At 55.0% G+C, this 14,107-nt stretch carries 11 protein-coding genes; 5 read left to right on the forward strand and 6 right to left on the reverse strand.

Annotated elements, in window-relative coordinates; genetic code table 11:
- Positions 1-186: 186 nt before the first annotated feature.
- The 3 genes from glyS to WFN75_RS18120 form a co-directional block, all read right to left on the reverse strand.
- On the reverse strand, positions 187-2,259 hold the full coding sequence (gene glyS, locus WFN75_RS18110; RefSeq protein WP_336996621.1) for a glycine--tRNA ligase subunit beta: 2,073 nt from the start codon (positions 2,257-2,259) through the stop codon (positions 187-189).
- Between the two features lie 9 nt (positions 2,260-2,268).
- Complete coding sequence (gene glyQ / locus WFN75_RS18115; protein ID WP_003860141.1) at positions 2,269-3,180, reverse strand: glycine--tRNA ligase subunit alpha; 912 nt, start codon at positions 3,178-3,180, stop codon at positions 2,269-2,271.
- A gap of 159 nt (positions 3,181-3,339) precedes the next feature.
- Positions 3,340-3,642 carry a YsaB family lipoprotein gene (locus WFN75_RS18120; RefSeq protein ID WP_336996622.1) on the reverse strand — a complete coding sequence of 101 codons (303 nt, stop codon included), beginning with the start codon at positions 3,640-3,642 and terminating at the stop codon, positions 3,340-3,342.
- 184 nt (positions 3,643-3,826) lie between these two features.
- Here WFN75_RS18120 and WFN75_RS18125 point away from each other — a divergent pair, with 184 nt between their 5' ends.
- Complete coding sequence (locus tag WFN75_RS18125) at positions 3,827-4,822, forward strand: acyltransferase (protein WP_336996623.1); 996 nt, start codon at positions 3,827-3,829, stop codon at positions 4,820-4,822.
- Positions 4,823-4,853: 31 nt separating this feature from the next.
- Here the strand turns inward: WFN75_RS18125 and xylB are convergent, their stop codons facing one another.
- Both xylB and xylA read right to left on the reverse strand, forming a co-directional pair.
- Entirely contained in the window at positions 4,854-6,308 is a 1,455-nt protein-coding gene (xylB, locus tag WFN75_RS18130; protein WP_233803631.1) for a xylulokinase, read from the reverse strand.
- A 63-nt stretch (positions 6,309-6,371) separates the two neighbouring features.
- Positions 6,372-7,694: a xylose isomerase gene (gene xylA / locus WFN75_RS18135; RefSeq protein WP_207292759.1), complete on the reverse strand. Its 1,323-nt coding sequence runs from the start codon at positions 7,692-7,694 to the stop codon at positions 6,372-6,374.
- Positions 7,695-8,065: 371 nt separating this feature from the next.
- Between xylA and xylF the strand changes: the two genes are divergently transcribed.
- The 4 genes from xylF to xylR are packed head-to-tail and all read left to right on the forward strand — an operon-like array spanning position 8,066 to position 13,039.
- Positions 8,066-9,058, forward strand: coding sequence for a D-xylose ABC transporter substrate-binding protein (xylF, locus tag WFN75_RS18140; RefSeq protein ID WP_040077894.1), 993 nt, complete (start codon positions 8,066-8,068; stop codon positions 9,056-9,058).
- Positions 9,059-9,116: 58 nt separating this feature from the next.
- A complete protein-coding gene (locus WFN75_RS18145; protein WP_233803633.1) occupies positions 9,117-10,658 on the forward strand; it encodes a xylose ABC transporter ATP-binding protein in 1,542 nt (513 codons plus the stop codon).
- Positions 10,636-11,817, forward strand: a complete 1,182-nt coding sequence (xylH, locus tag WFN75_RS18150) for a xylose ABC transporter permease XylH (protein ID WP_040077891.1) — start codon at positions 10,636-10,638, stop codon at positions 11,815-11,817. Before WFN75_RS18145 ends, xylH begins: the two co-directional genes overlap by 23 nt.
- A gap of 43 nt (positions 11,818-11,860) precedes the next feature.
- Positions 11,861-13,039 (forward strand): D-xylose utilization transcriptional activator XylR, encoded by a 1,179-nt coding sequence (gene xylR / locus WFN75_RS18155; protein ID WP_040077890.1) that lies wholly within the window; start codon positions 11,861-11,863, stop codon positions 13,037-13,039.
- 59 nt (positions 13,040-13,098) lie between these two features.
- On the opposite strand, the gene WFN75_RS18160 is transcribed toward xylR, so the two are convergent.
- Positions 13,099-13,935, reverse strand: coding sequence for a protein bax (locus WFN75_RS18160; protein ID WP_336996624.1), 837 nt, complete (start codon positions 13,933-13,935; stop codon positions 13,099-13,101).
- Between the last annotated feature and the right edge of the window lie 172 nt (positions 13,936-14,107).

Genomic DNA, 14,107 nt, shown 5'->3' on the forward strand with positions numbered 1-14,107 from the left:
ACGCGGTTGCGTGCGGCAAGGATCGAGGTTCATTAGGCGTGGTTGTTCATTTTGGGGGAGCGCTCCTGAGGGAAATTTAACGGGTGTCAGGATAACGCGTGTGCGCCGCCGGGGGCAAGGTTATTTTTTCTCCACCCTGTAGCGATAAAAAAACCCGCCAACAGGCGGGTTTTTATCACATCCATATTACTGCTGCAGGAGCGAAATATCCGCTACGCGCAGGAACAATTCGCGCAGTTTTTCCAGCATAGAGAGGCGGTTAATACGCAGATCGTTATCTTCTACGTTCACCATCACTTTCTCAAAGAAGGCATCGATAACGTCACGCAGCTCTGCCAGCTCCACCAGCGCTTCCTGGTAACGACCTTCAGCGAAGACCGGTTCCAGTTTGTCTCGCAGCACCACAACCTGCATCGCCAGAGCGATCTCTTCCGGCTCTTTCAGGGTCGCAGCGTTTACGCGTTCGTTAAGCTTATCCGTAGACTTCGCCAGAATGTTGGAAACACGCTTGTTCGCTGCTGCCAGAGAGGCCGCAGCGTCCAGGGTACGGAAGTGGGAAACCGCCTTCATACGCGCATCGAAATCGGCCGGACGGGTCGGACGACGCGCCAGCACCGCCTGAATGGTGTCAACGGTATAGCCTTCATCCTGATACCAGGCACGGAAACGGCCGAGCATAAAGTCGATAACATCATCCACGACTTTCGCGTTGGTCAGCTTGTCACCGTACAGGCGCACCGCTTCTTCGGTCAGAGTCTGCAGATCCAGGTTGAGGTTCTTCTCAACGATGATACGCAGCACGCCGAGCGCGGCACGACGCAGCGCAAACGGGTCTTTGTCGCCTTTAGGATGCTGACCGATACCGAAGATACCCGCCAGGGTGTCCATCTTATCGGCGATCGCCACGGCACAGGCTACCGGGTTGGACGGCAGATCGTCACCCGCAAAGCGCGGCTGATACTGCTCGTTCAGGGCTACGGCCACATCTTCTGCTTCACCGTCATGGCGCGCATAGTGCATGCCCATCACGCCCTGAGTGTCGGTGAATTCGAAGACCATGTTGGTCATCAGGTCGCACTTGGACAGCAGGCCCGCACGGGTGGCGTGGTTGACGTCCGCACCGATTTCACGGGCGATCCAGCCGGAGAGCTCCGCAATACGGTCGGTCTTGTCGCGCAGCGTACCCAGCTGTTGCTGGAACAGCACGGTTTGCAGGCGAGGCAAGTGATCTTCCAGACGTTTTTTACGGTCACTATTAAAGAAGAACTCGGCATCCGCCAGACGTGGGCGCACGACCTTCTCGTTACCGGAGATAATCTGGATCGGATCTTTGGATTCGATGTTCGCCACAAAGATAAAGTTCGGCAGCAGTTTGCCGTCGTTGGCGTAAACCGGGAAGTACTTCTGGTCACCCTTCATGGTGTGAACCAGCGCTTCTGCCGGAACGGCCAGGAATTTCTCTTCGAACTTCGCGGTCAGCACAACCGGCCATTCCACCAGAGAGGTCACCTCTTCCAGCAGGCTGTCGCTCAGGTCAGCGTTTCCGCCAATCTGGCGTGCCGCTTCTTCGGCGTCCGCTTTGATTTTAGCTTTACGCTGTTCGTAGTCGGCAATGACCTTACCGCGCTCCAGCAGGATCTGTGGATACTGGTCTGCGTTATCGATGGTGAATTCCGGCTCGCCCATGAAGCGGTGGCCGCGGATCACGCGATCGGACGCCACGCCCAGGATGGTCGCAGGGATGACGGTATCGCCGAGCAGCAGGGTCACGGTATGAACAGGACGCACGAAGTGCACGTCGGACGCGCCCCAGCGCATCAGTTTTGGAATCGGCAGTTTCGCCAGCGACGTGGCGATCATGTTTGGCAGCAGCGCTTCTGCGCTTTCGCCTTTGACATGGGCGCGATAGAGCAGCCACTCGCCTTTGTCAGTGGTCAGACGCTCAGCCTGGTCCACGGTGATCCCGCAGCCGCGCGCCCAGCCTTCAGCCGCTTTGCTCGGCTTGCCTTCAGCATCGAATGCCTGTGCAATGGCCGGGCCACGTTTTTCCACTTCACGATCCGGCTGTGACGCCGCCAGATTTGCCACTTTCAGCGCCAGACGACGCGGTGCAGCAAACCACTCAATTTTACCGTGTGCCAGGCCAGCGCTATCCAGCTCGGCCGTTACGTTCGCAGCGAAAGATTCAGCCAGGCTGCGCAGGGCTTTTGGTGGCAGCTCTTCGGTGCCGATTTCCACCAGGAAAGTTTTCTCAGACATGGCCGCCTCTTATTTGTTTCGGTTGCACATCGGGAAGCCAAGGGCTTCACGGGACGCGTAGTAAGCTTCTGCAACGGCTTTGGTCAGGGTGCGAATACGCAGGATATAGCGCTGACGTTCAGTCACGGAGATGGCTTTGCGGGCGTCCAGCAGGTTGAAGCTGTGGGCGGCCTTCAGAATACGCTCGTAGGCTGGCAGCGGCAGCGGAGTCTCCAGCGCCAGCAGTTGCTGCGCTTCTTTCTCATACTGCTCGAAGCAGGTGAACAGGAAGTCCACGTCCGCATATTCGAAGTTATAAGTGGATTGTTCCACTTCGTTCTGATGGAACACGTCGCCGTAGGTGGTTTTACCCAGCGGGCCGTCGCTCCAGACCAGGTCGTAAACGCTGTCTACGCCCTGAATATACATTGCCAGACGTTCCAGACCGTAGGTGATCTCACCGGTGATCGGTTTACATTCCAGACCACCCACCTGCTGGAAGTAAGTGAACTGCGTCACTTCCATGCCGTTCAGCCACACTTCCCAGCCCAGACCCCAGGCACCCAGCGTTGGGTTTTCCCAGTTATCTTCCACGAAACGAATATCGTGAATGGTTGGATCCATACCCAGCTCTTTCAGCGACCCGAGGTACAGCTCCTGAATGTTGTCCGGAGAAGGCTTGATGACGACCTGGAACTGATAGTAGTGCTGTAAGCGGTTCGGGTTTTCACCGTAACGGCCATCGGTCGGACGACGGGATGGCTGCACATAGGCGGTGGCCATTGGCTCTGGCCCCAGTGCGCGCAGGCTGGTCATTGGGTGTGAGGTGCCGGCGCCAACTTCCATGTCCAAAGGTTGAACAATGGTGCAGCCCTGGCGAGCCCAGTAATCCTGTAACGTCAGGATCAGGCCCTGGAAGGTCTTGGTATCAAACTTTTGCATAGTATTTCGTGCTGGATACGTGTGGTTTTAAATGGAAGGGATCAGTATACCCGTCGGCTGGAAGATATACAGTACGAAACGGGGGTGTTTAAGGAAAATTGGGAAATAAGCGGGCTAGCCCGCGGCAGAAAGCGGCCTGGCAGGCTGTTTGCAGCGGGATTAACGCATAGAAAGATGTAAAAACTGCCCTTCTGCATCAAAAGAACAGACAAAGTTCTCATTGCGGGATGTCAGGCCGCGCATCTCATAACTGCCCTGGAACTGTTCAAACCCAGTCACGTCGATAGTCTGCGTACCGGTATTGTAGCGGTGAGCTGCTTCGCCACGGCATAACGCCTCCATATCCAGCGACCGCGTTGGGCTTACCTTGAGGTTCTGCGCGGTTTGCGGCGGTGGCGCATCTGGCGAGCTACACCCCGCCAACAGAGCAGGTAACAGCAGTAACATTGCTCGCATCATCATATTTATTATCGCCCTTAGCGGTGGCGGTTATTTTTACACTCTACGCTTTATAGAATAAGGTGCCCTATTCTGCGAATCAGGCCACGCCTGGGCAAGACGGACCGGCCTAAACTCAGATTTATCCAGTGAGCGGCTGGTGATAATCAAGAGTCATACCCTTTTTAATGAGGAAACCGAGGGAAGGATGCAGGAAAAAATTAGCTGGATTGATAATCTGCGAGGGATCGCCTGTTTAATGGTGGTGATGATCCATACTACCACCTGGTATATTACCAACGCCCACAGTGTCAGCCTGGTTAACTGGGATATTGCCAATATTTTGAACTCTGCGTCGCGCGTTAGCGTGCCGCTTTTTTTTATGATTTCCGGTTTTCTCTTTTTTGGTGAGCGTAGTGCCCGCCCACGACACTTTTTACGCATCGGGCTCTGCCTGCTGTTTTATAGCCTGGTGGCTTTCCTGTACATCACACTGTTCACTTCAATTAACAGCGAACTTTCGCTGACAAACCTGCTGCAGAAGCCGGTTTTCTATCACTTGTGGTTCTTCTTCGCGATTATCGTTATCTACCTGATGTCACCGCTCATCCAGGTCAAGAACGTCAGCGGGAGGATGCTACTGGCGCTGATGGTGGTCGTCGGCGTGGTGGCGAACCCGAATACGGTATCGCAAAAGATCGGCGGTTTTGAATGGCTGCCCATTAATCTCTATATCAATGGCGATACTTTTTACTACGTGCTGTACGGTATGCTCGGCCGCGCGCTGGGCATGATGGATACGCGTAAACCCTGGCTGACCGGGTTATCTACCGCCCTGTTCCTGGCGGCGGTGCTGGTTATCTCGCGGGGTACAATGCACGAACTGCAATGGCGCGGAGCCTTTGCGGACACCTGGTATCTCTACTGTGGCCCTGCGGTCTTTATCTGTGCGGTGTCGCTTCTGATCATTGCCAAAAACACCATGAACAGCCGGCCCTTGCCGATACTGGGGCTGATCTCCCGCCACTCGCTGGCGATTTATGGTTTCCATGCGCTGGTGATCCACGCCCTGCGTACGCGCGGCATAGAGCTGAAGAGCTGGCCATTGCTGGATATGGTCTGGATTTTTACCGTCACGGTGGCGGTGAGTCTGCTGCTATCGATGCTGTTGCAGCGTATTGATACGCGCCGTTTTGTCAGTTAATCAAGGCCGGGCGTGAAGCCCGGCTCTATTTTCAGGACATGAGCGGCTGCAACTGCTGGTAGATCTTGCGGAACACCTCGCGTCGCTCGGCATAGCGTGCGTGACGCGCGGCCTCAGGCGGGTGCTGCTGCTCTAGCGCCAGCTGTGGCAGCAAACTGGCTAAAGGCGTGTTCGGGTTCACCGCGATTTGCGCCAGCCGCGCCGCCCCCAGTGCCGGGCCGACGTCACCGCCGGTACGATAATCGAGCTGATGCCCGCTAATATCTGCCAGCATCTGCCGCCAGTACGCACTCCGCGCCCCGCCGCCGATAAGCGTAATACTGGTGGGGCGCAGTCCACATTCATGTACCACATCCATGCCATCAGCCAGTGCATACCCCACCCCCTCCAGCACCGCACGCGCCAGCTCGGCAGGACCATGTTGATGCGTTAAGCCGAAAAAGACGCCCTTAGCGTTGGGGTTGTTATGCGGCGTACGCTCACCCGAAAGATAGGGCAGGAACCAGACGGCGTCCGCCTCTTCATTTGCTTGCTGCGCCGCGTCAATGAGCGCTGGCACCGTGCCCAGCCCGGTCAGCTTCGCCGCCCAGTCCAGGCAGGAGGCCGCGCTTAACATGACCGACATCAGGTGCCATTTCCCTGGCAGCGCATGACAAAAACTGTGCACAGCGCTCTGCGGATTGCTGCGATAGCCGTCACTCACGGCAAAATAGACCCCGGAGGTCCCCAGTGACAGCATCGCTTGCCCGGCATCGGCCATACCGACACCAACCGCACCTGCGGCATTATCGCCACCGCCCGCCACCACCGGAACGGCAGGCATATTCCAGTCCTGCGCGACAGAGGGGGTGAGCGCACCGGTGATTTCGCTGCCTTCATAGAGTTTGGGCATCTGCTCACGGGAAAGCTGACAGGCATCCAGCATGGTGTCGCTCCAGTCGCGCTTCGCCACATCGAGCCACAGGGTGCCCGCGGCATCCGACATATCACTGGCAAAATCGCCGGTCATCCGCAGACGCAGATAATCTTTTGGCAAGAGCACTTTTGCGACCCGGGAGAAAATCTCTGGCTCATGGCGCTGCACCCACAATAACTTTGGCGCGGTGAAGCCCGGCATCATCAGGTTGCCCGTGATGTCACGCGAATCAGGTACCCGCGCTTCTAGCATCGCGCACTCTTCACCGCAGCGACCGTCATTCCAGAGAATCGCCGGGCGTAGTACCTGCTGGTTTTTGTCCAGCAGCGTAGCACCGTGCATCTGTCCGGCAATGCCCAGCGCCTTAACTTCATGCAGGCTATGTTGCGCGCCCAGCGCCTTCATGGCGCGATCTGTCGCCAGCCACCACTGTTCAGGATCCTGCTCAGACCACAACGGATGCGGGCGCGAGACATCCAGTTTTTCGGTATGCGCAGCCAGCACCTCTCCCTGGGCGCTAAGCAGGATAGCTTTCACACCCGATGTGCCAAGATCGATCCCGATATACATAGTGGTAACTCCTTAACAAAATGACCCGGCAGCATAGTGCGGCCGGGCATACGGGTTGGGCGATTACTTATCAAACAGATAATGATTGACCAGGTTTTCCAGCAACTCCTGATGGCCACTCTGGTGCTGCGGTGCCAGGTTATGCTGTTCAGCGTACTTCGCCACCTCCGTCAGTGATAACTGGCCTTTCAAAATTTGCTGGCCCAGCTCACTGTTCCAGCCGCCGTAGCGTTTTGCCACGCGCTTATCCAGCTCGCCGTCCTCAATCATGCGCGCCGCCACTTTCAGGGAAAGCGCCATGGTATCCATCGCCCCAATATGACCATAGAACAGATCATACTTATCGGTGCTCTGACGGCGCACTTTGGCGTCAAAGTTCAGGCCACCGGTGGTGAAGCCACCCGCTTTGATAATCTCGTACATCACCAGCGCGTTCTCTTCCACGCTCACCGGGAACTGGTCGGTATCCCAGCCCAGCTGCGGATCGCCACGGTTGGCATCGACAGAGCCGAAGATACCCAGCGCGATAGCAGAGGCGATTTCGTGGTGGAACGAGTGCCCTGCCAGGGTGGCATGGTTAGCCTCGATATTCACTTTAATCTCTTTTTCCAGGCCGAACTGCTTCAGGAAGCCGTAAACGGTCGCCACATCGTAGTCATACTGATGCTTGGTCGGCTCCTGCGGTTTCGGTTCAATCAACAGCGTGCCGCGGAAACCAATTTTATGTTTATGGTCGACCACCATCTGCATAAAGCGCCCAATCTGTTCGCGCTCCTGGCGCAGATCGGTGTTCAGCAGCGTTTCATAGCCTTCGCGGCCGCCCCACAGAACGTAGTTTTCGCCACCCAGTTGATGCGTGGCATTCATGGCCGTCACCACCTGAGTCGCGGCCCAGCTGAACACTTCCGGATCCGGGTTGGTGGCCGCACCCGCACCGTAACGCGGATGCGTGAAGCAGTTAGCGGTACCCCACAGCAGTTTGACGCCGCTTTGTTGCTGTTTCTCAGCCAGCACATCAACCATCTGGGCGAAGTTATTCAGATACTCTTTCAGCGACGCGCCTTCAGGCGAGACATCCACATCGTGAAAACAGTAATAAGGCACGTTCAGTTTATGGAAGAATTCAAATGCGACGTCAGCTTTACGTTTTGCCAGCTCCAGCGCCTCACCAGGCTGCTGCCACGGGCGGTCAAACGCGCCTACACCAAACATATCGGCGCCATTCCAGCAGAACGTGTGCCAGTAACAGGCGGCGAAACGCAGGTGGTCTTCCATGCGCTTACCCAGCACCAGCTCATCCGGATTGTAGTGACGAAACGCTAATGGATTAGCGGATTTTGGCCCTTCGTAACGAACACGTTCGAGTTGGTCGAAATAAGCTTGCATATTGAGCTCCATAATCAGGGATACGGCGAAAAAGTGATTCTGGAGTAATAGTGAATAGACATTCCCGCTTGCTCAATTACGTTATTTCACACTGCTATTGAGAGAATGCGCAAACGTGCGCTGGCTCGCAAAATTAATCTGCAGACAAGCTAATTTTTCGGCATTAATTCCAGATCGATGTGTAATTAATGGCTTACGTTTTTTAAAATCCGATCGCGGTCATAAATTCGAAAATAAACCAAATATCATAACGAGAAGATAAAAATCTGTAATTGCCAGCCTGCCTTTCCCCGTTAAGAATTTGTTGCGTCTCCTGCAGTGAAGGTTTCTTTTATCTCAGCATAACCACCCTACAAAAAGGCTATAAAATTATGAAGATAAAGAATCTATGCCTCACCCTCTGCGCCTCTCTCGTTTTGGCGAGCGCGGCGGGTCATGCGAAAGAAGTCAAAATCGGAATGGCGATTGACGATCTCCGTCTGGAGCGCTGGCAAAAAGATCGCGACATTTTTGTGAATAAAGCAGAAGCATTAGGCGCCAAAGTGTTTGTTCAGTCTGCCAATGGCAATGAAGAGACCCAGATGTCGCAAATTGAAAATATGATTAACCGCGGCGTCGACGTATTAGTCATTATTCCTTACAACGGTCAGGTATTAAGTAACGTCATCAAAGAAGCAAAACAAGAAGGTATTAAAGTCCTGGCTTATGACCGGATGATTAATAACGCCGATATCGATTATTATATTTCTTTTGATAATGAGAAAGTGGGTGAACTGCAGGCGCAAAGCCTGGTGGCCAAGGTGCCTGAGGGTAATTACTTCCTGATGGGCGGCTCGCCGGTAGATAACAACGCCAAACTGTTCCGCCAGGGACAGATGAAAGTGCTGAAACCTTATATCGACGGCGGCAAGATTAAAGTGGTTGGCGATCAGTGGGCCGATGGCTGGTTACCCGAAAACGCACTGAAAATTATGGAAAACGCGTTAACGGCAAATAACAACCATATTGATGCCGTTGTCGCCTCCAACGATGCCACCGCCGGCGGTGCCATCCAGGCATTAAGCGCCCAGGGGCTGGCAGGTAAAGTCGCCATCTCCGGCCAGGATGCCGACCTCGCTGGGGTTAAACGCATTGTTGCCGGCACGCAGACCATGACGGTCTATAAACCCATCACCGAGCTGGCAACCACCGCAGCAGAAATTGCCGTTGAGCTGGGCAACGGTCAGCAGCCTAAAGCGGATGCGTCGTTGAATAATGGCCTGAAAGATGTCCCTGCCCGCCTGCTGACCCCTATCGAAGTCAATAAAGAGAACATTGACGCCACGGTCATCAAAGACGGCTTCCATAAAAAGAGCGAACTCTAATCCAGTATGGCCCCCACCTCCGGGGGCCTGATCTCTCCTCAGGGCATGCGGGGCAGTTATGTCTTATCTACTGGAAATGAAAAGTATCACCAAAGCGTTTGGCGCCGTGAAAGCGGTCGATAACGTTAGTCTGCGCTTAAATGCCGGGGAAATTGTCTCGTTATGCGGTGAAAATGGCTCCGGCAAGTCCACGCTCATGAAGGTGCTGTGCGGCATTTATCCCCACGGCAGCTATGACGGCGAAATCGTCTTCGCGGGCGAGACATTACAGGCCAGCCACATTCGCGATACGGAGCGCAAAGGCATCGCCATCATTCATCAGGAGCTGGCGCTGGTGAAACACCTCACGGTGCTGGAAAACATCTTTCTCGGTGCCGAGCTAAGCCGCCACGGCGTACTGGATTACGACACCATGACTTTGCGCTGCGAGAAACTGCTGGCGCAGGTGAGCCTGGCGATCTCGCCCGATACCCGGGTCGGCGACTTAGGGCTGGGGCAACAGCAACTGGTGGAAATTGCCAAAGCGCTCAATAAACAGGTGCGCTTGTTGATCCTCGACGAACCTACGGCGTCCCTCACCGAACAGGAGACCGCGGTATTGCTGGACATCATTCGTGACCTGCAAAACCACGGGATTGCCTGCATCTATATTTCTCACAAGCTGAACGAAGTGAAAGCCATCTCTGACACCATCTGCGTGATTCGCGATGGGCAGCATATTGGCACCCGTGCAGCAGAGGGGATGAGCGAAGATGACATCATTACCATGATGGTGGGACGTGAGCTGACGGCGCTCTACCCCAACGCACCCCACACCATTGGAGAAGAGGTGCTGCGCGTGGAGCACCTCACCGCGTGGCACCCGGTGAACCGCCACATTAAGCGCGTCAACGATATCTCCTTCTCTTTGCATCGGGGAGAGATCCTCGGTATCGCCGGCCTGGTGGGCGCCGGGCGTACCGAAGCGATGCAGTGCCTGTTTGGCGTCTGGCCCGGTCGCCGCGAAGGGGCCCTCTTTATCGACGGGCAACCGGTTACCATCAACAACTGCCAGCAGGCCATCGCCCAGGGTATCGCCATGGTGCCGGAAGATCGCAAGAAAGATGGCATCGTGCCGGTCATGGCGGTAGGGAAAAATATCACCCTTGCGGCTCTGGATCAGTTCTCCGGAACCCTGAGCAGCCTGGACGACGCTGCCGAGCAGCACTGTATTTTACACTCCCTGCAACGTCTGAAGGTCAAAACCTCATCGCCCGATCTGGCGATTGGTCGCCTGAGCGGCGGTAACCAGCAGAAGGCGATTCTGGCCCGCTGCCTGCTGCTCAATCCACGCATTTTAATTCTCGATGAGCCCACGCGCGGCATCGACATTGGCGCGAAATATGAAATCTACAAATTGATTAACCAGTTAGTGCAGCAGGGCATTGCCGTCATTGTGATCTCCTCAGAACTGCCTGAAGTGCTGGGGCTGAGCGATCGGGTGCTGGTTATGCACGAAGGGAAACTCAAAGCCAACCTGAAAAACCAGAACCTGACGCAGGAGCAGGTAATGGAAGCCGCATTAAGGAGCGAACGTCATGTCGAAAAGCAACCCGTCTGAAGTGAAAGTCGCCGTGCCAACGCCTGGGGCCTTTTCGGGTCTAAAAGCGCTGAATTTGCAGGTCTTTGTGATGATCGCCGCGATTGTGGCGATCATGCTGTTCTTCACCTGGATGACAGACGGCTCTTATCTCAGCGCGCGTAATATCTCTAACCTGCTGCGTCAGACCGCCATAACTGGCATCCTGGCGGTGGGCATGGTGTTTGTGATTATCTCTGCGGAGATCGACCTTTCGGTCGGGTCGATGATGGGGCTGCTGGGCGGCGTGGCGGCGATTTTTGATGTCTGGCTGGGCTGGCCGCTGCCGCTGACCGTGGTTGTTACCCTGCTGCTCGGCTTGCTGCTCGGAACCTGGAACGGCTGGTGGGTGGCCTACCGTAAAGTACCCTCATTCATTGTGACCCTCGCCGGGATGCTGGCCTTCCGCGGCATTCTGATTGGTATTACCAACGGCACCACCGTGTCGCCCACCAGCGCCTCTATGTCGCAGATTGGTCAAAGTTACCTCTCCGATGGTATCGGCTTTACCCTGGGCGCCATTGGCCTGATGGCGTTTGTCGCCTGGCAGTGGCGTGGCAGAATGCGTCGCCAGGCGCTGGGGCTCGCCGCCCCCACCGCGGCACCATTCGTGGGGCGTCAGGCGCTGACGGCGGTGATCGTGCTGGGCGCTATCTGGTTACTTAACGACTATCGCGGCGTACCGACGCCGGTGCTGTTGCTGGTTTTACTGCTGCTGGCGGGAATGTTCATGGCGACGCGCACCGCATTTGGTCGCCGAATTTATGCCATCGGCGGCAACATTGAAGCCGCTCGCCTTTCCGGCATTAACGTAGAGCGCACTAAGCTCGCCGTCTTTGCTATCAACGGCCTGATGGTGGCGATTGCCGGGCTGATTTTAAGCTCACGTCTGGGAGCCGGTTCACCCTCTGCGGGCAATATCGCCGAGCTGGATGCGATTGCCGCCTGTGTGATTGGTGGAACCAGTCTCGCCGGGGGGATTGGCAGCGTGGCGGGTGCGGTGATGGGGGCATTTATTATGGCGTCTCTGGATAACGGAATGAGTATGATGGACGTGCCGACATTCTGGCAATATATCGTTAAGGGCGCCATTTTGCTGCTGGCGGTATGGATGGATTCCGCCACCAAGCGACGTGCCTGAAGATAAATCGGTCACCTGTCAATGACACTGGGAAAAGCGTGCCATGTTTGAGAAGCGCCACCGCATTACGTTGTTGTTCAATGCCAATAAAGCCTACGACCGCCAGGTGGTAGAGGGCGTTGGTGAATATTTGCAGGCGTCGCAATCGGAGTGGGACATCTTTATCGAAGAGGATTTCCGCACCCGCATCGAAAACATTAAAGACTGGTTGGGTGACGGTGTGATCGCCGACTACGACGATGACGTCATCCAACAACTGCTGAAAGATGTCGACCTACCCATCGTGGGCGTCGGCGGGTCCTATCACGCGCCGGAAAATTATCCTGGCGTGCACTACATCGCGACCGACAACCACGCGCTCGTTGAGAGCGCGTTTCTGCATTTGAAAGAAAAAGGGGTACATCGCTTCGCCTTCTATGGCCTGCCCGCCTCCAGCGGCAAACGCTGGGCTGCCGAGCGTGAGTATGCGTTCTGTCAGCTGGTGGCGAAGGAGAAGTATCGCGGGGTGGTCTATCAGGGACTGGAAACTGCGCCGGAAAACTGGCAGCACGCGCAGAACCGCCTGGCCGACTGGCTGCAAACCTTGCCGCCGCAAACTGGCATCATCGCCGTGACGGATGCCCGCGCACGCCATGTGCTGCAGGTTTGCGAGCATCTGCACATCCCGGTACCGGAAAAACTGTGCGTGATTGGCATCGATAACGAAGAGCTGACCCGCTACCTGTCACGGGTGGCGTTATCGTCAGTGGCGCAGGGAACTCGCCAGATGGGGTATCAGGCCGCCAAGCTGCTGCACCGCCTGCTGGATAATGAACATCTCCCTTTGCAACGCCTGCTGGTGCCGCCGGTACGCGTGGTGGAACGTCGCTCTACCGATTACCGTTCGCTTAACGATCCGGCGGTTATTCAGGCCATGCACTACATCCGCAACCATGCCTGCAAAGGCATAAAGGTGGATCAAGTCCTGGATGCGGTGGGGATTTCCCGCTCAAATCTGGAGAAGCGTTTTAAAGAGGAGGTGGGGGAGACTATCCACGCGGTGATCCACGCCGAGAAACTGGAGAAAGCGCGCAGTCTGTTAATTTCGACCTCGCTCTCTATCAACGAAATTTCGCAAATGTGTGGTTATCCGTCGCTGCAGTATTTCTATTCGGTATTTAAAAAAGAGTACGACACCACGCCGAAGGATTATCGCGATCGTCATAGCGAAGTATTAATTTAACGCTGAATGAGCAAAGAAAAACGCCTTCCGGATGGAAGGCGTTTTTATAAGATAACAGATTACATATGGGCGGCAATTAAGCGCTGATTATCCTGATACATGGAGAACAGGTAATTGTTATAGCGCTGCCCCTGCGTCGAGTACCCTTTCAGCTTGTGAATCATGGTGCTCGCCGCCACTTCCTGGTCCGCTTTACGCAACTGAGCGCGGGACTTACGGAATGAGTTGTACGCCGGGTGCGTATTCAGGTTCACCACGTAGGCATTGACCGAATCTTTGACGGAATCAAAGTGCGAGTAGCCACGAACTTTGCCCGGCGCATTACAGCTGCCTTTTCCGCACTTCATGCCGAACAGGTTGTTGTTGCTACGGGCCAGCTTAGAGGTACCCCAACCGCTTTCTGCTGCGGCCATGGTTGCCACCATGCTGCCTGGAATAATATCCACGCGCTCAAGCAAGGTGTTCCACGGAACACGGCGGGTATTGCCAGACCAGCTGATCTTGTAACGTTTGGTGATGTCTTTCAGACGTGAGCGCTCAGCTGGAGACCAGCGGCTCGCGTACTGTTTAGATATCAACCAGTTACGATCGGCGGTAATCGCAGCGTTTTGGCTTGTGATATAAGGCATTACCGTCCGGAGAAACGCTTTTTTCCTTGGTGTCCCGGAAGGGTATTTTCGCAAATCAGGAAGTGAACTGCTCTTTACACTATTGCGAGAATACTCTTGTTTACTGCTAACCTTATTACTTACCGTCTTACTGCTTACTTTCTTACTAATATGGGCTTTGTGACTCGTTGTATCCGCGTGCGTCTTCGCAAGCACCCCACCTGAAAATGTCATGGTGAGTAACATGAGTATCGCGGCCCCATATCGTCGTATGGGAATCGATATCATTAGGTCTCCTGGTCGGATTTGAACATTCCAACACCTTATTTTTTTCACAAAATTGAGAGGTGAATCTCAAATCATAACAAAAATACCCTTCCAGAGCACCCTTAGAAATAGTCTAAATCCGAAACCATGTCATCAGGACGCTGCTCAGTTAAGCATCATTTTCTGCAAATTG

It is taken from the genome of Leclercia sp. UBA7405, from assembly GCF_037152215.1.
In the GTDB taxonomy this organism is placed as follows: Bacteria; Pseudomonadota; Gammaproteobacteria; order Enterobacterales; family Enterobacteriaceae; genus Enterobacter; species Enterobacter pneumoniae.